This is a genomic window from Streptococcus sp. oral taxon 431 (genome assembly GCF_023115445.1).
Taxonomy (GTDB): domain Bacteria; phylum Bacillota; class Bacilli; order Lactobacillales; family Streptococcaceae; genus Streptococcus.
The window spans coordinates 34,353-55,528 of record NZ_JALDUI010000013.1 but is presented as its reverse complement, the minus strand read 5'-3'; the positions used below and the strand labels follow the sequence as shown (position 1 = coordinate 55,528).

Below are 21,176 nucleotides of genomic sequence, written 5' to 3'. Positions count from 1 at the left end.
TTTTTATTTTTGCAAGCATTTTCTTAAAATTTTTAAGCGTAGCAGATTTTTGCATTGACTCCCAAAAAAAGATAGAATATGACTAGAAAACAAGTAAAGGAGCTTTCTATGAGAGAATATGATATTATCGCTATCGGTGGAGGTAGCGGGGGTATTGCTACCATGAATCGTGCTGGTGAACATGGCGCTAAAGCCGCAGTTATTGAGGAAAAGAAATTAGGTGGAACTTGTGTCAATATTGGGTGCGTTCCTAAGAAAATTATGTGGTACGGTGCTCAAATCGCAGAGAGCATCCACAAATATGGGCCTGACTATGGTTTTACAAGTACTGGCAATGAATTTGATTATGCAAGGCTTCGTAAAAATCGTGAAGCCTATATTGATCGTGCTCGCTCTTCTTATGGTGGAAGCTTTAAGCGTAACGGAGTTGATTTGATTGAAGGACGCGCCGAGTTCGTTGATGCTCATACTGTTAGTGTCAATGGAGAGTTGATCCGTGCTAAGCACATCGTGATTGCAACTGGGGCACATCCTCGTATTCCTACCATTCCTGGTGCTGAACTAGGTGGTAGTTCTGATGATGTCTTTGCTTGGGAAAAGTTGCCAGATTCTGTAGCCATTCTGGGTGCTGGTTACATTGCTGTCGAATTAGCTGGCGTGCTCCATACCCTTGGTGTGCAGACAGATTTATTCGTCCGTCGCGAGCGTCCGCTCCGTGGATTTGATAGTTATATTGTTGAGAGTCTAGTTCAAGAAATGGAAAATACTGGATTACACCTCCACACCCATAAGGTTCCTGCTAAACTTGAAGAAACTGAACAAGGCATTACCATTCATTTCGAAGATGGGAGCACTCATACTACCAGTCAAGTTATATGGGCAACTGGTCGCCGTCCAAATGTTGAAGGGCTCCAGCTTGAGAAAGCAGGTGTTACCCTCAATGAACGTGGTTTCATTCAAGTTGACGAATACCAAAATACAGTCGTTGATGGTATCTATGCTCTAGGAGATGTCACGGGTGAGAAAGAACTAACTCCCGTCGCTATCAAGGCTGGTCGTACCCTATCCGAGAGACTTTTCAACGGTAAAACCAATGCTAAAATGGACTACACTACTATTCCAACTGTTGTCTTCTCACATCCAGCTATCGGAACTGTCGGTCTGACTGAGGAAGAAGCTATCAAAGAGTATGGACAAGAAAACATTAAAGTTTATACTTCAAAATTTGCTTCTATGTATTCAGCAGTCACTAGCCACCGTCAAGAAGCCCGCTTCAAGCTCATTACAGCTGGTGAGAACGAAAAGGTAGTTGGCCTTCATGGTATCGGCTACGGCGTCGACGAAATGATTCAAGGTTTTGCAGTTGCTATCAAGATGGGAGCTACAAAAGCTGATTTTGATGCGACGGTCGCTATCCATCCTACAGGTTCAGAAGAATTTGTGACCATGCGTTAATACAAAAAAGACCATCTTGGTCACTCAGATTGAAGAAAAAGCCTATTTAGGACCATTTTCTTCAATCTTTTTCTTTTATTAGAGCAAATTATAAAACACTTAAAAATAGCATCCCATCAGGATTCCTAAGTGTTTGCACTATATGATAGCCAACTTCCATAAGGCTCATCTTTTTATTACTGATAAGATTTACCTGTGTTTTGAAAAATCTCTTGTCCTCCGGCTCTCTCTAAATCGGCCATTACAGATTTGTAACCTTTATTTTTAAAACAGGTTGACAATCATCCCCCTTCCAGTATAATAGTTACTATAAATTAAAAAAGAGGTTAACTATTATGAAAAAAGCACATATTTACGCTATTCCTGCTATTGGAGCTGCTCTGATTGCAGTATTAGCCCAAATCAGTGTCCCAATTGGACCTGTTCCGTTTACTCTACAAAACTTTGCTATCGGACTCATTGCTACTGTTTTTAGACCAAGGGAAGCCGTTCTTTCTGTTGGTCTCTATCTCTTGCTGGGTGCTATCGGTATTCCTGTCTTTGCCAGTGGGGGAGCTGGTTTTCATGTTTTGGTAGGTCCAAGCGCTGGCTATCTTTGGTTTGACCTTGTCTATGCTGGACTTACGTCCTATCTTATCCATAAGAAAAGTGGCTATATTCGTATCTTTCTTGCAAATCTCTTGGGAGATTCCCTTGTCTTTGTTGGTGGTATTCTCAGCCTCCACTTCCTTGCTGGCATGCCTTTTGATAAAGCACTAGCTGTCGGTGTCATTCCCTTTATCATTCCTGATCTTGCAAAAATCCTTACCATCAGTTTTATCGGTCGACCACTCCTTCAACGTCTCCGTACTCAATCCTATTTTTCAAGCAAATAAAAAGAGGCCGGGTTTTTCCCAGCTTCTTTTGGATTATTCTTACATGATTGCTTATTGATTCTTAAAGGCATCGACCATCACTTGAAACTCCTCGTTTGAGAGGGTGATTCCTTTCCCCATCTTAGTGTGGTCTGGACTCCAAGCACGAATGTCAAACTTTGCTGGTGCCCCATTAAAGCTGACACGATTGATTTCCTTGGTCCAACCTTTTTCATTCTCTGAGAGCGTAAGTAAGTGTTCTTCGATTTCAAATGTAAATTCTGCCATTGTATTCTCCTTTTAATTGTCTTCACTTGATTATTCGTAAAATCTTGTAGATTTTTTTAAAATTGTATATAATAATGGTAAAAAGAAGGGAGGCTCCGATGAAAGATTTATTTAAACATATTCAACAAAAATTCCAAGGATTTCTCAACGGACGAGAAGAACCAGATCATTCCAAAGCTGACTCCCTGACAAGTGCCATTAAAGAGGCACTCCTGAAAAAAACTGCTGTCCACATTATTTTTTCAGATACAAGTTTTACAGGGGATATCATCAAATTTGATACAGACCGCCAGCAAATTATCGTTAAAAATTTTGCAAAAAATGTGACCCGCATTATTCGAATCCCAGATATTCGAAAAATAAGTTTTGTTCCCTCAACTGTCCAAACTGCCCAAAAAAATCGATTTAAGAAAGAGTGAGATGAGTTTTCTTCATCTCACTCTTTTCTATTAACGGATTTGTTCAAAATGAAGATGAACAGCAATATGTTCTCCGTAACCACTTCTCTCTAAATCCCGTTGCAAACGGTAAGAGATATAGTGTTCAGCGATGGTGATGTAACCTGCACCAAGCAAGCGATGCTCAACCATTGATTGAATCATGCTGATTGTCGCACGCTCCACTTTTGCCTCTTCTAGATCCAAGACAACTTTCTTAGTTACCTGAGCTAGATTTTGACGTAAATCATCTGTCAAAACATAAACCGTTTGAGCAGCTTTGAGAATGGCTTGATAGATTTTATCTGGATCAAAGTCGGCAACTTGTCCATCACGTTTAATGACTTGCATAGGCTTCTCCTTTTAATTTGTATTTTCTTTAATGTCCGCTAACATTTTAGCTTCTTCTACTGTTAATTCATAATTTTCCAACAAATCTGGTCTACGCTCATAAGTTTTTTTGAGACTTTCATAGAGACGCCATTGGCGAATCTTCTCATGATGCCCACTCATAAGCACTTCTGGAACCACCATTCCACGATAATCATAAGGACGAGTGTACTGAGGATATTCAAGGAGCCCAGATGAAAAGCTATCATCTTGGTGACTGGTTTCCTTCCCAATTACTTCTGGTATCAAGCGAACCGTCGCATCAATCATGGTCATAGCCGCCAATTCTCCTCCAGTTAGCACATAATCACCTAGGGAAATCTCATCTGTTACCAAGGTCTTAATGCGTTCATCATAGCCCTCGTAGTGACCACAGATAAAGATGAGTTCCTCTTCTTGTGCTAAATCTTCAGCATAAGCTTGGTCAAACTGCTTACCAGCAGGATCCAAAAGGATCACGCGCGGATTTTTCTTTTGAATAGCATCAAAGGCATCAAATATTGGTTGCGCACGTAGCAACATGCCTTGACCACCACCGTAGGGTTCGTCATCAACATGACGAGCCTTTTCAGCATAGTCACGAAAATTATGATACTGGATATCCAAGAGCCCTTTTTCACGTGCCTTTCCAACGATAGAATGTTCTAGTGGAGAAAACATCTCTGGAAAGAGGGTTAAAATATCAATCTTCATCGTCTAACCCTTCTAAGATTTCCACATCAACCCGTTTATTCGGAATATCAACATTGAGCACGACCGGTGGGATATATGGTAAAAGCAGATCACGTTTTCCCTTACGCTTAACTACCCAAACATCATTGGCCCCTGGTTGCAAGATTTCCTTAATGGTTCCAATCAAGTTGTCACCCTCGTAGACCTCTAGTCCAATAATCTCGTGATAGTAAAATTCACCCTCATCCAGGTCATTAAGGTTTTCTTCCGCAACCTTCAAACTGTAGCCCTTGTATTTTTCGATATCATTGATGTGATACATATCCTTAAATTTGATGATATCAAAGTTTTTATGCTTACGGTGACTTGCTATAGTCACAGTTTTAACAAATTGATCCTTCTCATCAAACAAGGCCAGCTCTGCACCTTTTTTAAAGCGTTCTTCCGAAAAATCCGTCACAGATAAGGCTCTCATCTCACCTTGCAAACCTTGCGTATTGACGATTTTTCCAACGTTAAAATAGTTCATTTGATCTCCTGTGTATGTTTCTCCCTTTATTTTATCACGTTCCAGGGATTTTCACAAGTTGGAGGAAAAAGCTAGTTCTGACCCTCGGCTTCTAAATATCCTTCCAAATCTCGTTCATGCTGATATTTGATAGCTGCCTTTTTGTCTTTTTCAAAAATGGTCTTGGTTAGATCAATGTCGTTGATGGCTGCAATTGCGACTGTGTAGTGAATGATATCAACCAGTTCTTTGGCAAGTTCCTCGTTAGAATCCTGAACCCCTTCTTTTCGACCAGAGCGTCCATTCAAAACCTCGGCCACTTCTCCGACTTCCTCCACTAGCTTGATAAAAAGACCTTCCTCAGTCCGAGACTGCTGGTAATGTTCGAGTAAGTAGTCTTGTAATTGTCTAAACGTTAAATCCTTCATATCCTGCTCCTTGCAAAAAAAGCGAGACATCCGTCCCGCTTTTCTTATTTTTCGTCAATAACGATTCTTACTTTTTTGTCTTCAGTTGGGACAGAGTAGACAATCGTTCTTATCGCAGAGATAGTGCGACCCTTACGACCAATCACACGACCCACATCGCTTTGGTCAAGATCCAAATGATACTCCAAAAATTCTGGTGTATCTTCAATCTTGATAGTTAAGGCATCTGGTTGTGAAATCAAAGGTTTCACAATTGCAATAATGAGATTTTCAATCGTATCCATCTGTCAACCTACTTTAGAATTATTTAGAGAATTTAGAATCGTGGAATTTCTTCAATACGCCTTCTTTTGAAAGGATGTTGCGTACTGTATCTGAAGGTTGAGCTCCATCAGCCAACCATGCAAGAACGCGGTCTTCTTTCAAAGTTACTTGGTTTTCAGCAACAAGTGGGTTGTAAGTTCCAACTGTTTCGATGAAACGTCCGTCACGTGGTGAACGTGAATCTGCTACGTTAATACGGTAGAAAGGTTTTTTCTTAGAACCCATACGAGTCAAACGGATTTTTACTGCCATTTTTAATATCTCTTTTCTTTTATTTTTTTAGTTTGGTGAAATAGCTGAGCCATTTAGCACATGTTCTATTATAGCAGATTTCTAAGAGGTGTCAAGAAAAAAACTTGACAGACTTTAAAATTTTTAAATTTTTTAGAAATTTGTTAGACTAGTAGGTATAAATTAGAAAGAGAAACTTTATGAATACTAGTCTAGAGAATATTTACAAAGACCATCAAGTCAAACCTTATATCTCTCCTGATCGTGATATAGAGGCTTGGCTACTAAATCCCAAGCCTGTCCCAAAACGAAATATGGAACTACTAGAAGACAATCTCCTGGCAGGAGATATTATCCTCCTCTGGCGAATTCAGTTTGGTACCTTTACCACAGAAACTTGGTTTCCTAAATACTTCGAGTACACTTATGGCATTGACGCCCCAAAACATATAGAAACGCTTGTTGAAAAAGGCTATGCTCTTGTCGAAACTGCTTTTGACTCGCTTGACCACCTAAATAGCACCATGAAAAAAAATATCCTGAAGAAGAAGGGAGTTACTGGACTTTCTAAAATGAAGGCTGCCGACTTGGATCAAGCCCTTCATGAGCATTTTTCAGAAGAGGAATTAGCTAGTCACTTTTCGATTCACGGTTATAGACTAACTCCAAAAGGAGAACAGGCACTCAAAGAAGAATCTTTAATCAACCAAGACAGGTTGATTTTTTTGTAAATCATTTAAAACACTTATAAAACATTACAATTATTGACAATCGCTTACGAAAGAGGTATATTAGTATTAAAAGGGGGAATTCCTATGTACCAAGAACAACGATTAGAAGAAATCATAAAACTTTTAGAAGAGAGAGGAAGTCTATCGGCAAGAGAAATGGTTGACTATTTCCAAGTATCCAAGGATACCATCCGGAGAGATTTTTCCATTCTTGCAAAGGAAAAGCGAGCGCAACGAACTCACGGAGGTTTATTGCCAATCCAAAAGCAAAGGATTCTTGGTTATAAAGGTCGAGCAGAACAGTCTTCCAAAGAAAAAGAGAAAATTGCTCATTTAGCTACCCAACTTATTTCTGATTCACAATTAATTTTCTATGATGTTTCAACAACTGTACTTGAGTTAGCAAAAATAACAGATAAAAAAGTTACTATTTTCAGCCATTCATTGGATAATGCACTGGTCTTAGGAGAAAACGAAAATGTCGATTTTCACATTATCGGTGGACGATTTCATAAAAAGAATCGTTTCTATTACTCATTAGAAGAATCCGAATCTTTGAATAGAATTAAATTTGACTTAGCATTTTTGGGTGCAGCTAGTCTTTCAGACGGACAAGTTAGCTTTGAGGATCAAGAAGATGTTCTAATGAAAAAAAGAGCATTTAAAACCAGTAAAATTCGCGTCTTGTTAGCTGAAACCAGCAAGATAAACAAACACTCTCATTATATTCTTTCCGAACTTACTGATTTTGATTATTGGATTACAGACAAAGAACCCGACATAGAAATTCAACAATCTTTAGATGGTAAAACAACTATTCTATTTTAAAAAGGAGAAACATATGTCAGTAATAAAGTTAATCATAAGTGATATTGATGGCACTATTTTGGATAAAAATCACCAATTAGATTCTCATTTGATAGAACTGATGCCACTTTTGAAACAAAGTGACATCCCTTTTGTTCTAGCTTCTGCTCGCTCTCCTCTTGGTATAGCTCCAATTTCGAAAGAACTTGGAATCACAGATTTTCCAATTGCAAGTTATAATGGTGCTCTCATTAGTAAAGGAGATAAAATTCTGAGTCAGCATACTATTAATAAAAAGGAATTACTCTTACTACATGATTTTTTAAAAAAAGAATTTCCGACAGTTTCAATTAATGTTTATTCTGGAAAAGATTGGTACGTAAATACTTTAGATAAATGGGTAGAAATTGAAGCACAGATTACTGGAGAGAGCCCAAAAGTTACTTCACTAGCAGATTTTCTTCAGGAAGAAAAGAATCTTATTCATAAACTTTTACTAATAGATAACGCAGCTACTATCCAGAAACTTAAAGAGACATTAGCAACCATGGATTTCCCTCAAACTGACTTTTACCTTTCGAAGGATAACTATCTTGAAGTCACACACAATCAAGTCTCAAAAAAACAAGCTCTGTTAGAATTAGCCAACTATTATCAACTATCACTTACTGAAATTATGAGTATTGGAGATAATTATAACGATATTCCAATGATTGAGACCGCTGGACTTGGTGTTGCAATGGGAAATGCTCCTACGGATGTTAAAGTCTGTGCAAATAAAGTAACAGATTCTAATGATCAAAATGGGGTAAGTAAGGCCATAAAATTGTATGTACTATCGGAATGATCACAATTTAATATTTGAAATCCACTTTCAATTAGGGTACAATGGTAGAAATGATTTTTGAAAGGATTACCATGAAAAAAATAGCAACACTTCTATTAATCTCAACTTTTGCCCTTGCTGGATGTAGCAGTATTCAACGTAGTCTCCGAGGGGATGACTATGTAGATTCTAGCTTGGCTGCTGAAGAAAGTTCCAAAGCAGCTGCCCAATCTGCCAAGGATCTTAAAGACGCTTTGACAAATGAAAATGCCAATTTCCCACAACTATCTAAAGAAGTTGCTGAAGACGAGGCTGAAGTCATTCTCCATACAAGTCAAGGAGATATCCGTATCAAACTCTTTCCAAAGCTAGCACCTCTTGCGGTTGAAAATTTCCTAACTCACGCTAAGGAAGGCTACTACAATGGCGTTACCTTCCACCGAGTGATTGATGGCTTTATGGTTCAGACTGGTGATCCAAAAGGAGATGGTACAGGTGGCGAATCCATCTGGCACGATAAGGACAAGACTAAAGACCATGGAACTGGTTTCAAGAGCGAAATCTCTCCATATCTCTATAACATCCGTGGTTCTCTCTCCATGGCTAATACTGGCCAACCAAATTCCAATGGTAGCCAGTTCTTCATCAACCAAAATACAACAGACATTTCTGCCAAACTGCCTACAAGTAGCTATCCAAAGAAAATTATTGAAGCCTACAAAGACGGTGGTAACCCTAGTCTAGACGGTAAGCACCCTGTCTTTGGTCAAGTCATCGATGGTATGGATGTTGTTGACAAGATTGCCAAGGCTGAAAAAGACGAAAAAGATAAACCAACTACTGCTATCACTATCGACAGCATTGAAATTGTTAAGGACTACGATTTTAAATCTTAAAAACCAAAAAATACAGTATCCTCGTTAGGTACTGTATTTCTTTTACTCTCATTTTAAGTTAAGTTGTTAAAATCCCAGATTTGGTCCATCCAGCCTTCATAAAAGTCTGGTTCGTGGCAAACCATAAGGATAGAGCCTTTATATTCTTTCAGAGCACGTTTGAGCTCATCCTTGGCATCCACATCCAAGTGGTTGGTAGGCTCGTCTAGCACCAAAACATTGTTTTCACGATTCATCAAGAGACAGAAACGAACCTTAGCTTGTTCTCCACCTGATAGAACTTGAATCTGGCTTTCGATATGCTTCGTTGTCAAACCACAACGGGCAAGGGCTGCACGAACTTCTGCTTGATTAAGTGCAGGAAAAGCATTCCAGACTGCTTCTAGTGGTGTCTGGCGATTGCCACCTTCCACTTCTTGCTCAAAGTAACCGAGTTCTAGATAGTCCCCACGTTCAACTTCCCCAGCAATTGGCGGGATAATACCCAAAAGAGACTTCAAGAGGGTTGTTTTACCGATACCATTGGCACCGATGATAGCAACCTTCTGATTACGCTCAAAGGTAAGATTTAATGGTTTTGTAAGTGGGCGGTCGTAACCAATCTGCAAGTCCTTGGCTTGGAAGATAAAGCGTCCAGGTGTACGAGCTGGTTTAAAATCAAAGGACGGCTTTGGTTTCTCGCTTTGAAGTTCGATGATATCCATCTTATCCAATTTCTTCTGGCGAGACATGGCCATGTTACGAGTTGCGACACGCGCCTTATTACGGGCTACGAAATCCTTGAGGTCAGCAATTTCCTTCTGTTGACGTTCATAGGCTGCCTCTAGCTGCGATTTCTTCATAGCATAGACTTCTTGGAACTGGTAGTAATCTCCAGAATAACGAGTCAACTGTTGATTTTCAACGTGATATACGATATTGATAACATCATTGAGGAATGGAATATCGTGCGAAATAAGGACAAAGGCATTCTCATAGTTCTGCAGATAACGCTTGAGCCAGTCAATATGCTCAGCATCCAAATAGTTGGTAGGCTCATCCAAAAGCAAGATATCTGGCTTTTCAAGAAGAAGTTTGGCTAAAAGTACCTTGGTTCTTTGTCCACCTGACAAGGCTGTTACATCTGTATCCATCCCATAATCCATAACACCAAGAGCACGCGCGACTTCGTCAATCTTAGCATCCAAGGTATAGAAGTCACGACTTTCCAAACGGTCCTGAAGTTCGCCGACTTCTTCCATTAGGGCATCAATATCAGCGCCCTCTTCTGCCATTTCCATGTAGAGTTCATTGATACGTGCTTCTGCCTTAAATAACTCATCAAAAGCAGTACGAAGGACATCACGCACGGTTTGGCCTTCTTTTAACACAGCGTGCTGGTCAAGGTAGCCTGCAGTCACATATTTAGACCATTCCACCTTACCTTCATCAGGTAACATCTTACCAGTTACGATGCTCATAAAGGTTGATTTTCCTTCACCGTTAGCACCAACTAATCCGATGTGTTCACCTTTAAGGAGACGGAAGGACACGTCTTCAAAAATCGCACGGTCACCAAAACCGTGACTCAAATTTTTAACTTCTAAGATACTCATTTTAATTCCTTATCTTGTGTTTATGTAGTAGTTTATAGAGGATCCAAGCTAGGTAGCCACCCAAAGTGTTGGTCCACAAATCATCAATCTCAAAGACCCGATTAAAATCAAAGAAAAAGTCTAAAGCTAGCTGTGTACACTCGATTCCCAAACTCAATAAAAAGCTAAACAAAATCACTTTCTTCGTTTTTCTTAATTTAGGATTGAGATAGAGAAGCTGGAAAATTAAAGGGAAGAGCAAGAGGACATTTAAGACGTTTTGCAAAAATATCCAAAAGAGCTGTAAAAAGCTGGTTACTTCACCCAGGTTCCACAAAGAGTTAAAAGGCGTCAAAAGAAAAACCAGGCGTCCAAAAGTTTGAATACCTGGAGTTTCCACTCCTGTAGGAAGTTGAGGCTGGGGAGTAAAACAAAAACAGACGATACAAAGACTGTATAACACGATTCCCAGGCTTAGTAATGTTTTTCGATTCATCTTATGGATTTACTTCAGCTACTGCTTTTTGGCGGTCACGCTTCATGGTATTTGAACGCAACTGTCCACAAGCCGCATCGATATCTGTACCATGTTCCTGGCGAACGACACAGTTGACACCTTTTTTCTTGAGTGTATCATAGAAGGCCATGACACGCTCTTTAGGGCTTCGGCTATACTGGTCATGCTCACTAACTGGATTATAAGGAATCAAGTTGACATAGGACAATTTCTTAATGTTCTTAAGCAATTCTGCCAACTCAAGTGCTTGTTCTACTCCGTCATTGACTTCATTGAGCATGATATACTCAAAAGTTACACGGCGATTGGTTGTTTCGATGTAATACTCGATAGCTGCAAAGAGTTTTTCAATCGGAAAGGCACGGTTAATCTTCATAATGCTTGAACGCAGTTCATTGTTTGGAGCATGAAGAGAAACAGCAAGGTTAACCTGTACGCCTTCATTAGCAAACTCACGAATCTTGTGAGCCAAGCCAGAAGTTGATACTGTGATATGACGAGCACCGATTGCCATTCCCTTATCATCATTGATAGTACGGATGAAGTTCAAGACATTATTGTAGTTATCAAATGGTTCCCCAATTCCCATAACTACGATATGACTAACACGTTCGTCCTGGCCACGCTCGTCAAAATATTTTTGAACCAGCATAATCTGAGCGACGATTTCCCCATTATTAAGGTCACGTTGCTTCTTGATCAAGCCTGATGCACAGAAGGTACAACCGATATTGCATCCTACCTGAGTGGTTACACAGACTGACAAACCATAGTGCTGACGCATAAGCACTGTCTCAATTAGCATACCATCTGGCAACTCAAAGAGGTACTTGACAGTACCATCGGCTGACTCTTGAACGATACGTTGTTTTAAAGGATTGACTACAAACTGCTCGTTGAGTTTGGCAATCAAATCCTTAGATAAGTTAGTCATTTCTTCAAATGATTGGACACGTTTACGGTAGAGCCACTCCCAAATCTGATCAGCACGGAATTTCTTTTCTCCTTGCTCCAAGACCCACTCTTGCATTCCTTGACGTGTTAAACTATAAATCGACGATTTCATCTTTTCTCCTTATTTTCTACTCACTTCTGACGAATGACGAAATGACGCTGCCCCTTGTCTTCTTTCTGGGATTTTTGTTCTTTTGAACGTCGTCTATTTCTTTTATCTGTATGATTTCTTTTCTTGTTTTGAGAAGGTTTCTTTCCTTTTCGAGAATCTTTTTCTTCCTCTTTTTTGCGCATTTTTTGGTCGAAGGACGCCCGCTTAGGCACTTGGTTTTCTAAGACAAAATAGGCACAACCATAGCTACAGTACTCTAGTAGATAATCCTGCAAGCGACTGATTTTTTCTAAAGACTCTTCAGCGCGTTCATTCTTATAAAAGCCTCGCAAGCGCAACTGTTCATTACTCCAGTCTCCTACGATATAGTCGAACTTAGTCAAAACTTCTGAAAAACGTTGAGTAAAAGCCGTTACATCAAAAGCATCCTTGCTATTTTCAACCAAGGTAAAAGCAAAACCTTCAGCCTCGACCCTAGATCCAGTCACACGAAACTCTGGACCAGGGAATTTATTGTAATTGTATAATTCAGGTGCAATCTCTTTACGCATAATTTTCCTTTTTCAACGATTTCTTAACACTCTATTTTACCATATTTTCGCCACATTTTCACCTTTAGCATTAAAATGAAAAAAGTCTGACGATTTAAGAATCTCTATCCAAAAACTCGACTTTCGTAGACAAGAAAAAACTGGGGTCTCCCAGTTTTGAGTGATTATAGATAAAGTAATTTGAAAAGTGCTACTGCTGCAATACCAGCTGCAATCGGTGCAACTACTGGTACCCAAGCATACCACCATTTTGAATCACCCTTGTGTTGACCAAGGATTGATTTTGGAAGGAAGGCATGAAGGAGACGTGGTCCAAAGTCACGAGCTGGGTTCAAACCAGGTCCTGTAGGTCCTCCAAGTGAAGTAACCAAAGCCATTACTAGGAAACCAAGTGCCAAGTGAGCAACAGAAAGTCCTGATGCTGTATGAGGCGCTACTTGAGCTTTAATTGCCAAATCAGAGAAGTCAACATTTTGACCAGCTTGAGTTGCCATTTGTTTCATGTATTGGAGGACTTCAGCTCCAAAAAAGTTCTTTGTCAAACCAAGTGCTGCAAAGAAGAGAACGAATGATCCAACGAACTCGTTGATAAAACCGTTAACTGTTGCTGCAAAGCGTGATTCTTTTGTACCGTGGTCCAAACTTGAAATTGTTGAGAAAGTCCCCAAGATATTGTTTGCTTTTTCAGTTTGCAAGTAGTAAGGACGGTGAGTTGCAACAACCAAGGCTTGTCCGAAGATTGCTCCCAAGACTTGTGCAACGATGTATGGTGCTACTTGTGCCCAAGGGAAAAGTCCGCTAACTGCTAGACCAAGAGTGAAGGCTGGGTTGATGTGGTTACCAGAAACATTACCAAACATCAAGGCAGGGATCATAACCCCCATACCGTAACCAACAGCGATAACGAGCCAGCCACTTTGGTGACCTTTCGTACCTTTAAGTTCAACGTTGGCAACTGCACCATTTCCCAAGATGATCAAGATGGCTGTTCCCAAAAATTCAGTGGCATATTTGACTGCCCATGCGAAATCCATTGATAGATTCTCCTTAATATTTTTTAGACAATCCCTATTCTATCAATTTTTAAGCCTTTTAGCAACAGATTTTCTAAAAGAATCCTGCGGGAAAACGCTTTTATTTCAAGTCTACAAAAAAGACCTAACAAAGAGAGTTTGTTAAGTCAAAATTTTAATTATTCTTGACGCTGACCAAAGTCCTTAATCATCTGATCCATTTCTTCACGACTTGACGTCGTTAGCATATAGAGAAAGTCTCCTTGCAATTCAGCAAAGGCAGCCGGCATGATTTTCTTGACCTTGAACTGGTGACCATATTTGGTGAGCAAGTCTTCTTCTGAATAAATATAGTTGGCGTTGGCACGACGTGATGTCGCCAAGCAGTATAGAGGCTCGAATTGAGAAGCTGGGAATGCTTCACCCGCAACGATCGCTGCATATCCCTTATACAAGTCAAAAGAATGGGCATAGTTATAGACATCAATGGTGAAGCCACCCGCTGGACGGTTATTGTATTCGATAGCGATATAGTCATCACCCTCACGGAAGAACTCAATATGGAAGAAACGTTCCTTCATGCCAAATTCTTTGACAATAGCCTCACCATACTTTCGCAATTTTGGATCCATATCTTTGAGAACATAGTAGGAATTGTCCATCTTGTAAATCATAAGATCGAGAGGTGTGTGAGCATAGTCAAAGGTCGTAGAAAAGACGATATTCCCATCTCTATCTACCAAACCATCGAAGGTACAGATTTCACTAGAGGTGACAAATTTTTCAAAGAAATAAACGGTTGAGTGGTCCCATTCGGCCTTAAAGTGATTGACATCATCTGCTGTTTCAAGTTTGAAGGTTGCGGCAGCTCCCACTCCATTGTCAGGTTTGGCAATCATAGGAAGGCCGATTTCTTTCACAGCTTTATCAACATCTGCTTCTGTTTCAATCACCGCACCTGGCACAACTGGAACTCCAGCTTTCTTGAAGAGTTTCTTCATTTCGGACTTGAACTTAGTCTTCTTAAGGTCTTCTGGTTTGGCACCAAAGACATTAAATTGTTCACGAAGGGCAGCGTCCAACTCTAGCCAGTATTCATTGTGTGATTCAATGCGGTCAATTGGACCATGTTTAAAAAAAAGAAAGGCAACTGCACGTTTAACCTCATCGATATTTTCAAGATTATCAACTCGGAAATACTCAGTCAAGCTATTGCGCAATGGTTCATCTAGTTGTTCATAGGGTTCTTGCCCAATCCCTAGAACTGTGATTCCTTTATTGGCTAGTTCAATACTAAACTGTTGGAAATTTTGTGGGTAATAGGGTGAAATTACAAGATAATTCATAAGCGACTCCTTTTATAGACTCATGTGACCTAGGAAATAAGGCATTTGTTTGCGCCACCATTCCCAGTCATGGGCGACATCATGTCCCCATTCTGCAAACCAGGCAGGAATTTGTTTTTGGTCAAAGGCTTCTTTTAACTTGTAGTAAGAAGGTAGGCCATCATGTTCCCAAGCACCTAGCCCCGTACAGACCACGATTTCAGCTTGACGGTAACGGTCGATAAACCAGCCATCATTTTGATTCCAAATATAGTCTACTGGTGAATTTTGATAGATGGCATCATCATTGTAGTAATCACCAACAAAGAAACGTGCATCGTAGACACCACTAAGGGCAATCACTTTGGTGAAGACATCCGGATGTTGGAGGAAAAAGTTGAGAGCATGGTAAGCTCCCATAGAGCAACCTGTCGTCATCATGCCATCGAACCAGCCCGTCTTATGCTTGATAAAAGGAATAGCTTCTTCAATAACGTATCGCTCATAAGCACGGTGCATTTCAGCTTGGTCATGACCGTTTTTCCATGTCGCAAGCCAGCTCTCGCTATCGACACTTGAAAGTGTAAATAACTGAACACGGCCCTCCTCAATAAAGGATGCACATGCATCAATCATGCCAAAATCATAGTATTCATTGTGGCTACCACCTGAGGACGCAAAGACAACAACTGGGATACCTGCGTGTCCGTAACGATTGACGTACATTTCACGGTTAAGATGACCACTCCAGTGGCTAAGATGTTCAATATTCATATCCTGTCTCCTTTATACTATTTACCAATTTTCTGCAAAAAATCGTAGACAAGCTGGTAGATTTTCTGACCATGGCACTTCATGGTGAATGGCTCCAGCCTGAACCTTGAGTGAGAGATTTTCCAACTGCACTCCTCCCGCTATCAAATCATGATAATAGCGAAGGGAAGAATCGATATAGGCCTGCTTAATATTGCCAGCCATGAGCGTCTTGTCTGTGTCGTCTGCTTCTTCCGTACCAACATAGATAAAGACACGTTGGTCAGGCAATAGTTTTTTTCGCTCCATATAGCGATCAAAGGCCTCTTGGTGGAGCCAGTTGGCTGATGAGAAAACTCCCAAACACCCAATCTGATCCTGATACTCCAAGCCGATAAACTGGGTAATATTGCCGCCAAGTGAAGATCCAATCATGGCAGTGTGTTTACGGTCTGATTTTGTGCGATAGTTTTCATCGATAAAGGGTTTAACCACTTCCATGACAAACTCTGCGTACTCAACTCCCTTCCCACCAAACTGCTGACCGGGAATGTTAGACTCTTGGAATTTCCAAGCTGCATACTCATTCATCCGTCCAAGTCCATCATTGTCAATAGCCACAACAATCATACGGCTGATATCTGGATTTCGCTTGATAGCAGGAATAATCTTCCAGGAATGTCCAACGTAAGATTCCTTACTATAAAAGACATTTTGTCCATCATGGAAATACACCACAGGATAACTTCTATCCGTGTCTTTTTCATAGTTTTTTGGGAGGAGAACACGAACGCGGCGCTCCTTACTTGTGTAGGGAACCACTAATTTATGCTCTCGCATTTTCAGGTAAAAATAAGATTGATTCATTGTCAGAAAACTCTCTATATTCAAAATTTTATCTAATTATATCATAAAAATAGAAAAAAAGTCAGTTTCCGTCCAAATTTAAGACAATAAACTAACTTTTTTTACTTATTTTATCTTTTCCTCTGGATTTTCTGATTAAAGGAGATCATCGATTAACTCATCGACTGCATCCTTCTCAGCCTGAGGTGTAATTTCAGTAATCATAATTCCCGCTACTGCTCTCTCAACCAAGCCTTCGACATCCATACGTGCTTCATATTGCTCCGCATTCTTAATCTTCGGATTTGTTTTGGGACGATCGGGCGCAAAAATGGTACAGCAGTCCTCAAATGGCTGGATAGAGATTTCAAAGGTATCAATATCTTGCGCAATATCAATGATTTCTAGCTTGTCCATAGTTACAACTGGACGAATGATTGGTGTGTTGGTCACCGCATTGATAGCTTGCATACTTTCAAGGGTTTGGCTAGCCACCTGACCAAGACTTTCACCATTGATGATGACCAAACCATTTCGGACCTCACGGATACGATCTGTAATGCGCATCATAAAGCGACGAGTCAGCGTCATCAGATAGGCTTCTGGAGCTTTAGCCTTGATCTCTTCTTGAATCTCAGTGAATGGCACTTCGATAAACTGGATATTCCCACCAAATTTAGTCAATTTACGGGTCAAATCTTGCGCTTTCTTGAGGGCACCTGGACTTGTGTAAGGAGGGCTAGCAAAGTGAACAGCCTCAATATCTACACCACGTTTTAGAGCTAGATAACCAGCAACAGGTGAGTCAATCCCACCTGACAACATGAGCATACCTTTACCAGAAGTTCCAACTGGTAAACCACCTGCTCCTCGAATGGTTTCATATGAAAGGTAGGCTGCTTCTTCACGAATCTCCACCTGAAGGTTAATATCAGGATTTTTCATTTGGACTTGAACGTTTGGAATAGCTTCAAAAACTGCTCCACCAAGCGTTTGATTGAGTTCACGACTATCGAGTTCAAAGTTGTGGTCGCTGCGTCTACTAGAGATTTTAAAGGTCATACCTTCCTTGTAAATATCCTTCATAATCTCTTGGACAGCAGATTTCAGAACTTCTACAGATTTTTCAACCTTATATACTGGAGAAAAGTTTTGAATCCCGAAAACTTGCTTGAGTGACTCTGCCACCGGTTCATAATCTGCCCCATTCAGATAAGCATGGGCACGATCGCGGTCTGCTGTCACTTTAACTTGAGGATAGATGGACAAGATATCTGAGATATTATTACGTAGTTTATTGATGAAACGCATACGGTTTTTACCCTTGGTTGACAACTCTCCGTAGCGAATCATAATTTCTGAATACTGCATGAATGCTCCTATCTTACTTTTTTAGTTTGATTGTAGATTAATTTTAGTTTAGTCAAAAATTGCTCAACTTGACTCATATCATTTTCTAGGTCTAGACTGAGACGAACTGCTGACTGGGCTTTATCCTTATCAATGCCCATAGCAATCAGAGTCCCAGCAGGTTTACCAGCCTTGGACGAGCAAGCTGACGTTGTAGAAATGAAAATATCATAGTCTTCAAAGGCATGAACAATGACTTCACCACGAACTCCCTTAATCCCAAAGGTCAGAATATGAGGCGCAAAGTTTTCCTCACCTGAAAAGACAAAAATATCTGGATATTCAAGTAGAGCTTGACGGATGACTTCCTTCATCTGACTCGTTTTACTAGTAAATAAGTCTAATCTCTCCATAGCCAAACGTAGTGCCTTGGCTGTCGCTGCAATCCCTGCTACATTTTCAGTTGTGGAACGATAGTCGCGCTCTTGGCCACCACCAGTTAAAAGCGGTGTAATTTTCTTACCAGACTTGATATAGACAAAGCCAACACCACGAACTCCGTGGAACTTATGACTAGAGAAGGTTGCAAAATCAACTCGATCTGTCAAATACTTTTCTGTTGGTATTTTTGCCAAAGCCTGAACAGCATCAACATGGAAAGAAATGGTTGGTTTTTCAGCTAATAGTTCTGAAATAGCTTGGATGGGCTGGATGGAGCCAATCTCATTGTTGACTGCCATGATGGAAACTAGTGTGGTATCAGGACGAAGTAAACCTGCTAAGGCCTCTACATCTACAAATCCTTTTTCATCAACTGGTGCAAAATCCACTTCAAAACCTTGAGTCTTGAGCCAGAGGGCTGACTCCTTGACTGCTGGGTGCTCAATAGCTGATACGATGATGTGTCTACCAAATTGCGCTTTTTCAAATGCAACCCCTTTGATAACCCAGTTATCCCCTTCAGTCCCACCAGATGTAAAGAAAATTTCCTCGCTTTTCTTGCCAATCAAATCTGCAATCTGTTGACGAGAAGCTTCTAAAATTCTGGTAGACTGGTCTCCCAAACGATGGAGACTGGATGGATTACCTACAATTTTCGAAGCGACCTGCATATAGGTTTCAAGTGCTTCTGGATACGGCTTAGTCGTTGCCGAATTATCAAAGTAAATCATGGTTTCTCACGCTTTCTAAAATCACTCCTTCTATTGTATCACGAAACAGTTCAGGCGACAAGAAAGGCAATTCAGGTTCATTTAAGTTTTTTTTAAAGATTTTCGGTATAATGAATTTTAGTAAAGGAGAGATATTATGTCTAATTATCGTAGAACATCAAAACCCAAAACAGAACACATCAAAAAAGGATTTACTGTTTTTCAAAAAACGATTGCTACTATCGGTAGTATTCTAGGGCTGATTACTGCAAGTATCACCATCATGAATGCTATGAATAATAACAACAATAACTCTAAAAAAGAAACTACGACAACCCAGACAACAGTCATAAAAGAGATTCAAAAGGAATCCCCTCAAGAGAATACTACTCCAAACAAGGACAATACTACTCCAAACAAGGACAATACTTCTACAAAAGAAAACACACAAGAAGAAACAACAACTCAATCTAGTAGCAGTGCAGAAAGTAAGAAAGAAGATACTAGCAGTAAACAAGAACAACCGACTGTTCCTTCTTCTAGCACTCAAACAACAGATACAAAAACGTCTACTACTAATGGAGCTTCCTAAAAGAACGATCTAACAGCCAGTGATTGAATCGCTGGTTTTTTATTGCTATCTTCAGCATTTATCAGCAAAAGTTGATCTTTGCAACAGAAAAATGATCAGCCTTTAAACCAATCATTTTTTGAATATATTTTATACTCAATGAAAATCAAAGAGCAAACTAGGAAGCTAGCCGCAGGTTGCTCAAAACACTGTTTTGAGGTTGTGGATAGAACTGACGAAGTCAGTAACAAATATACGGCAAGGAGACGCTGACGTGGTTTGAAGAGATTTTCGAAGAGTATTAGCTAAAAACTAAAAATAGATAGTTTAGAATAGATACCAGTACCAGCACTCCGTTATTTAGCAAATGAACAGCTATGGAATCAAGGATATTCCCTCTACGAGCATAGGCTAAGTAAAATATCACTCCCAGTAAAAAATAAGTTACAAACTCTATCGGATAAAACATATGCAGATAGCCAAAAATCGCAGAACTTATTAGCAATTTCAACCACTTTTGATCTTCTTTAAAAAAATAGTGGCTGAAGAATCCTCTAAATACTAATTCTTCCATGATTGGAGCAAATATACCAATTGCAAAATGAAAGGCGATGAAAAACAGAGGAAAAACTCGAGTGACCTGCTCACTTGTGGCCAGCAAGGCAGCATCGTTAGCGGATGTTGGATTTCCAGTAACCACTTGGATCAGGAGAGTACCTACAATCGCTACTAGTCGAGTAGCCACATAAAATAAAAGGGCTATTCCAAAATCCTTCCAGGTAAATTTAAGAGTCTTCTGCTGGTCTGGAACTTTCTTTTTATACTGTCTCCAAACAGCAACTAGTAAGAAAGTAGCCAGTACCAAATACCCAATACTAGTCGTCCACTTTAAGGACAGAGAACTAGAATCTTCGAGAGCCAGCATTCTCATGGGAAATGTATTTACATTTATAATCAGTAAGATCATTCCTACAAATTTTAAACTATTTTTCAACTTTTGCAAACCACTACCTCTTCTTTCCTGAACTCCAGCATCTCTAGTTACTAACGATGCTCACCTATGTTTTCTTTCTTCTTTATAGATTTCTACTCCCTTAATCAGGGATAATAACACAAGGATGACCACAATATCTAAATTGATCAAACTACCTCCATTAGCGAATAAATACAAACCCAAACAGGCTTGCGCTAAGGGATAGGCATATTTATTAAATTTCATAGATACTCCCCAAAGCTTTCTACAAATAAATAAATGAATAGAATAACTTCTTAGTCTTGCTCACATAAGAGCATCAAATTTCAGATTTTCTTTTTTCTACTAGCTATCTCTAAATCCAATCTAATAATACTCTTCAGATTAACTTGTAAGATCAGCTCTATTCTTTTAGGGTTGAACCAGACCACCGATCTACTAAATCATGTTTAGGAACAATTATAGTTTAGCATTTATTTCTAGGAAAAGATTGCTCTTTCTTAAATTGTCATCAAAACATCCTAAATGGTAGAAAAATTGACTTGCGACTTAACCCAATCTAAGGACTTCGTCAGGAGTTAAAAATATTCTGGTCAAAGAACTTCAATGACCATCAGCTTCCTCACTTTAAGAAAAAGC

General features: G+C 39.8%; 27 protein-coding genes. 8 read left to right on the top strand and 19 right to left on the bottom strand.

Annotation, left to right across the window (positions count from 1 at the left end; genetic code table 11):
* Window positions 1–108: 108 nt before the first annotated feature.
* Both gor and M1R56_RS07480 read left to right on the top strand, forming a co-directional pair.
* A complete protein-coding gene (gene gor, locus M1R56_RS07485; protein WP_248035422.1) occupies window positions 109–1,455 on the top strand; it encodes a glutathione-disulfide reductase in 1,347 nt (448 codons plus the stop codon).
* Window positions 1,456–1,790: 335 nt separating this feature from the next.
* Window positions 1,791–2,330 (top strand): biotin transporter BioY, encoded by a 540-nt coding sequence (locus M1R56_RS07480; RefSeq protein WP_248035420.1) that lies wholly within the window; start codon window positions 1,791–1,793, stop codon window positions 2,328–2,330.
* 51 nt (window positions 2,331–2,381) lie between these two features.
* On the opposite strand, the gene M1R56_RS07475 is transcribed toward M1R56_RS07480, so the two are convergent.
* Window positions 2,382–2,597 (bottom strand): YdbC family protein, encoded by a 216-nt coding sequence (locus M1R56_RS07475; RefSeq protein WP_000807425.1) that lies wholly within the window; start codon window positions 2,595–2,597, stop codon window positions 2,382–2,384.
* A gap of 98 nt (window positions 2,598–2,695) precedes the next feature.
* Between M1R56_RS07475 and M1R56_RS07470 the strand changes: the two genes are divergently transcribed.
* On the top strand, window positions 2,696–3,016 hold the full coding sequence (locus tag M1R56_RS07470) for a hypothetical protein (RefSeq protein ID WP_248035418.1): 321 nt from the start codon (window positions 2,696–2,698) through the stop codon (window positions 3,014–3,016).
* Between the two features lie 30 nt (window positions 3,017–3,046).
* Here the strand turns inward: M1R56_RS07470 and M1R56_RS07465 are convergent, their stop codons facing one another.
* The 6 genes from M1R56_RS07465 to rpsP form a co-directional block, all read right to left on the bottom strand.
* Window positions 3,047–3,385: an ATP cone domain-containing protein gene (locus tag M1R56_RS07465; RefSeq protein WP_001196044.1), complete on the bottom strand. Its 339-nt coding sequence runs from the start codon at window positions 3,383–3,385 to the stop codon at window positions 3,047–3,049.
* 12 nt (window positions 3,386–3,397) lie between these two features.
* Entirely contained in the window at window positions 3,398–4,117 is a 720-nt protein-coding gene (trmD, locus tag M1R56_RS07460; RefSeq protein WP_248035416.1) for a tRNA (guanosine(37)-N1)-methyltransferase TrmD, read from the bottom strand.
* Complete coding sequence (gene rimM, locus M1R56_RS07455; protein WP_248035415.1) at window positions 4,107–4,625, bottom strand: ribosome maturation factor RimM; 519 nt, start codon at window positions 4,623–4,625, stop codon at window positions 4,107–4,109. Before rimM ends, trmD begins: the two co-directional genes overlap by 11 nt.
* A 71-nt stretch (window positions 4,626–4,696) precedes the next feature.
* Window positions 4,697–5,032, bottom strand: a complete 336-nt coding sequence (locus tag M1R56_RS07450; protein ID WP_248035414.1) for a MazG nucleotide pyrophosphohydrolase domain-containing protein — start codon at window positions 5,030–5,032, stop codon at window positions 4,697–4,699.
* Window positions 5,033–5,076: 44 nt separating this feature from the next.
* Complete coding sequence (kphA, locus tag M1R56_RS07445) at window positions 5,077–5,316, bottom strand: RNA-binding protein KphA (protein WP_000379617.1); 240 nt, start codon at window positions 5,314–5,316, stop codon at window positions 5,077–5,079.
* Between the two features lie 19 nt (window positions 5,317–5,335).
* The gene (rpsP, locus tag M1R56_RS07440) at window positions 5,336–5,608 is read right to left on the bottom strand and encodes a 30S ribosomal protein S16 (RefSeq protein WP_000268760.1); all 273 of its coding nucleotides are present in this window, start codon (window positions 5,606–5,608) and stop codon (window positions 5,336–5,338) included.
* 179 nt (window positions 5,609–5,787) lie between these two features.
* Between rpsP and M1R56_RS07435 the strand changes: the two genes are divergently transcribed.
* The 4 genes from M1R56_RS07435 to M1R56_RS07420 all read left to right on the top strand — a co-directional run bounded on the left by M1R56_RS07435 (window position 5,788) and on the right by M1R56_RS07420 (window position 8,847).
* Window positions 5,788–6,318, top strand: a complete 531-nt coding sequence (locus M1R56_RS07435) for a hypothetical protein (protein ID WP_248035413.1) — start codon at window positions 5,788–5,790, stop codon at window positions 6,316–6,318.
* 84 nt (window positions 6,319–6,402) lie between these two features.
* A complete protein-coding gene (locus M1R56_RS07430) occupies window positions 6,403–7,146 on the top strand; it encodes a DeoR/GlpR family DNA-binding transcription regulator (protein WP_248035412.1) in 744 nt (247 codons plus the stop codon).
* Between the two features lie 13 nt (window positions 7,147–7,159).
* Window positions 7,160–7,972 (top strand): HAD family hydrolase, encoded by an 813-nt coding sequence (locus tag M1R56_RS07425; protein ID WP_248035411.1) that lies wholly within the window; start codon window positions 7,160–7,162, stop codon window positions 7,970–7,972.
* A gap of 71 nt (window positions 7,973–8,043) precedes the next feature.
* Window positions 8,044–8,847, top strand: coding sequence for a peptidylprolyl isomerase (locus M1R56_RS07420; protein ID WP_248035410.1), 804 nt, complete (start codon window positions 8,044–8,046; stop codon window positions 8,845–8,847).
* Window positions 8,848–8,900: 53 nt separating this feature from the next.
* On the opposite strand, the gene abc-f is transcribed toward M1R56_RS07420, so the two are convergent.
* The 10 genes from abc-f to M1R56_RS07370 all read right to left on the bottom strand — a co-directional run bounded on the left by abc-f (window position 8,901) and on the right by M1R56_RS07370 (window position 19,014).
* Window positions 8,901–10,442: a ribosomal protection-like ABC-F family protein gene (abc-f, locus tag M1R56_RS07415; RefSeq protein ID WP_049549120.1), complete on the bottom strand. Its 1,542-nt coding sequence runs from the start codon at window positions 10,440–10,442 to the stop codon at window positions 8,901–8,903.
* Between the two features lies 1 nt (window position 10,443).
* A complete protein-coding gene (locus M1R56_RS07410; protein ID WP_049549119.1) occupies window positions 10,444–10,917 on the bottom strand; it encodes a VanZ family protein in 474 nt (157 codons plus the stop codon).
* 1 nt (window position 10,918) lies between these two features.
* On the bottom strand, window positions 10,919–12,004 hold the full coding sequence (rlmN, locus tag M1R56_RS07405) for a 23S rRNA (adenine(2503)-C(2))-methyltransferase RlmN (RefSeq protein WP_248035409.1): 1,086 nt from the start codon (window positions 12,002–12,004) through the stop codon (window positions 10,919–10,921).
* Between the two features lie 20 nt (window positions 12,005–12,024).
* Window positions 12,025–12,555, bottom strand: a complete 531-nt coding sequence (locus tag M1R56_RS07400) for a YutD family protein (protein WP_075231930.1) — start codon at window positions 12,553–12,555, stop codon at window positions 12,025–12,027.
* Between the two features lie 164 nt (window positions 12,556–12,719).
* Window positions 12,720–13,589 (bottom strand): aquaglyceroporin Gla, encoded by an 870-nt coding sequence (gene gla / locus M1R56_RS07395; RefSeq protein WP_049549116.1) that lies wholly within the window; start codon window positions 13,587–13,589, stop codon window positions 12,720–12,722.
* A gap of 158 nt (window positions 13,590–13,747) precedes the next feature.
* Entirely contained in the window at window positions 13,748–14,914 is a 1,167-nt protein-coding gene (locus M1R56_RS07390; protein ID WP_248035408.1) for an ATP-grasp domain-containing protein, read from the bottom strand.
* Between the two features lie 12 nt (window positions 14,915–14,926).
* A complete protein-coding gene (locus M1R56_RS07385) occupies window positions 14,927–15,667 on the bottom strand; it encodes an esterase family protein (RefSeq protein ID WP_248035407.1) in 741 nt (246 codons plus the stop codon).
* Window positions 15,668–15,688: 21 nt separating this feature from the next.
* A complete protein-coding gene (locus M1R56_RS07380; protein WP_248035406.1) occupies window positions 15,689–16,513 on the bottom strand; it encodes an alpha/beta hydrolase in 825 nt (274 codons plus the stop codon).
* A 135-nt stretch (window positions 16,514–16,648) separates the two neighbouring features.
* A complete protein-coding gene (gene thiI / locus M1R56_RS07375; RefSeq protein ID WP_248035405.1) occupies window positions 16,649–17,863 on the bottom strand; it encodes a tRNA uracil 4-sulfurtransferase ThiI in 1,215 nt (404 codons plus the stop codon).
* Between the two features lie 8 nt (window positions 17,864–17,871).
* Complete coding sequence (locus M1R56_RS07370) at window positions 17,872–19,014, bottom strand: cysteine desulfurase family protein (protein ID WP_248035404.1); 1,143 nt, start codon at window positions 19,012–19,014, stop codon at window positions 17,872–17,874.
* A gap of 136 nt (window positions 19,015–19,150) precedes the next feature.
* Here M1R56_RS07370 and M1R56_RS07365 point away from each other — a divergent pair, with 136 nt between their 5' ends.
* The gene (locus M1R56_RS07365; RefSeq protein WP_248035403.1) at window positions 19,151–19,585 is read left to right on the top strand and encodes a DUF6556 family protein; all 435 of its coding nucleotides are present in this window, start codon (window positions 19,151–19,153) and stop codon (window positions 19,583–19,585) included.
* A 280-nt stretch (window positions 19,586–19,865) separates the two neighbouring features.
* On the opposite strand, the gene M1R56_RS07360 is transcribed toward M1R56_RS07365, so the two are convergent.
* Both M1R56_RS07360 and M1R56_RS07355 read right to left on the bottom strand, forming a co-directional pair.
* Entirely contained in the window at window positions 19,866–20,567 is a 702-nt protein-coding gene (locus M1R56_RS07360; protein WP_248035402.1) for a type II CAAX endopeptidase family protein, read from the bottom strand.
* A 51-nt stretch (window positions 20,568–20,618) separates the two neighbouring features.
* Window positions 20,619–20,783 carry a hypothetical protein gene (locus M1R56_RS07355; protein ID WP_248035401.1) on the bottom strand — a complete coding sequence of 55 codons (165 nt, stop codon included), beginning with the start codon at window positions 20,781–20,783 and terminating at the stop codon, window positions 20,619–20,621.
* Window positions 20,784–21,176: the final 393 nt, after the last annotated feature.

What these genes read in the sequence shown, in the direction of transcription:
- abc-f (WP_049549120.1), bottom strand. Translation starts at nt 10,442, where the DNA reads ATGAGTATCTTAGAAGTTAAAAATTTGAGTCACGGTTTTGGTGACCGT.
- M1R56_RS07475 (WP_000807425.1), bottom strand. Translation starts at nt 2,597, where the DNA reads ATGGCAGAATTTACATTTGAAATCGAAGAACACTTACTTACGCTCTCA.
- M1R56_RS07380 (WP_248035406.1), bottom strand. Translation starts at nt 16,513, where the DNA reads ATGAATCAATCTTATTTTTACCTGAAAATGCGAGAGCATAAATTAGTG.
- M1R56_RS07465 (WP_001196044.1), bottom strand. Translation starts at nt 3,385, where the DNA reads ATGCAAGTCATTAAACGTGATGGACAAGTTGCCGACTTTGATCCAGAT.
- gla (WP_049549116.1), bottom strand. Translation starts at nt 13,589, where the DNA reads ATGGATTTCGCATGGGCAGTCAAATATGCCACTGAATTTTTGGGAACA.
- M1R56_RS07480 (WP_248035420.1), top strand. Translation starts at nt 1,791, where the DNA reads ATGAAAAAAGCACATATTTACGCTATTCCTGCTATTGGAGCTGCTCTG.
- kphA (WP_000379617.1), bottom strand. Translation starts at nt 5,316, where the DNA reads ATGGATACGATTGAAAATCTCATTATTGCAATTGTGAAACCTTTGATT.
- M1R56_RS07365 (WP_248035403.1), top strand. Translation starts at nt 19,151, where the DNA reads ATGTCTAATTATCGTAGAACATCAAAACCCAAAACAGAACACATCAAA.
- M1R56_RS07410 (WP_049549119.1), bottom strand. Translation starts at nt 10,917, where the DNA reads ATGAATCGAAAAACATTACTAAGCCTGGGAATCGTGTTATACAGTCTT.
- M1R56_RS07420 (WP_248035410.1), top strand. Translation starts at nt 8,044, where the DNA reads ATGAAAAAAATAGCAACACTTCTATTAATCTCAACTTTTGCCCTTGCT.
- gor (WP_248035422.1), top strand. Translation starts at nt 109, where the DNA reads ATGAGAGAATATGATATTATCGCTATCGGTGGAGGTAGCGGGGGTATT.
- rpsP (WP_000268760.1), bottom strand. Translation starts at nt 5,608, where the DNA reads ATGGCAGTAAAAATCCGTTTGACTCGTATGGGTTCTAAGAAAAAACCT.
- M1R56_RS07390 (WP_248035408.1), bottom strand. Translation starts at nt 14,914, where the DNA reads ATGAATTATCTTGTAATTTCACCCTATTACCCACAAAATTTCCAACAG.
- M1R56_RS07400 (WP_075231930.1), bottom strand. Translation starts at nt 12,555, where the DNA reads ATGCGTAAAGAGATTGCACCTGAATTATACAATTACAATAAATTCCCT.
- M1R56_RS07450 (WP_248035414.1), bottom strand. Translation starts at nt 5,032, where the DNA reads ATGAAGGATTTAACGTTTAGACAATTACAAGACTACTTACTCGAACAT.
- M1R56_RS07355 (WP_248035401.1), bottom strand. Translation starts at nt 20,783, where the DNA reads ATGAAATTTAATAAATATGCCTATCCCTTAGCGCAAGCCTGTTTGGGT.
- M1R56_RS07435 (WP_248035413.1), top strand. Translation starts at nt 5,788, where the DNA reads ATGAATACTAGTCTAGAGAATATTTACAAAGACCATCAAGTCAAACCT.
- trmD (WP_248035416.1), bottom strand. Translation starts at nt 4,117, where the DNA reads ATGAAGATTGATATTTTAACCCTCTTTCCAGAGATGTTTTCTCCACTA.
- M1R56_RS07470 (WP_248035418.1), top strand. Translation starts at nt 2,696, where the DNA reads ATGAAAGATTTATTTAAACATATTCAACAAAAATTCCAAGGATTTCTC.
- rlmN (WP_248035409.1), bottom strand. Translation starts at nt 12,004, where the DNA reads ATGAAATCGTCGATTTATAGTTTAACACGTCAAGGAATGCAAGAGTGG.
- thiI (WP_248035405.1), bottom strand. Translation starts at nt 17,863, where the DNA reads ATGCAGTATTCAGAAATTATGATTCGCTACGGAGAGTTGTCAACCAAG.
- M1R56_RS07425 (WP_248035411.1), top strand. Translation starts at nt 7,160, where the DNA reads ATGTCAGTAATAAAGTTAATCATAAGTGATATTGATGGCACTATTTTG.
- M1R56_RS07385 (WP_248035407.1), bottom strand. Translation starts at nt 15,667, where the DNA reads ATGAATATTGAACATCTTAGCCACTGGAGTGGTCATCTTAACCGTGAA.
- M1R56_RS07370 (WP_248035404.1), bottom strand. Translation starts at nt 19,014, where the DNA reads ATGATTTACTTTGATAATTCGGCAACGACTAAGCCGTATCCAGAAGCA.
- rimM (WP_248035415.1), bottom strand. Translation starts at nt 4,625, where the DNA reads ATGAACTATTTTAACGTTGGAAAAATCGTCAATACGCAAGGTTTGCAA.
- M1R56_RS07430 (WP_248035412.1), top strand. Translation starts at nt 6,403, where the DNA reads ATGTACCAAGAACAACGATTAGAAGAAATCATAAAACTTTTAGAAGAG.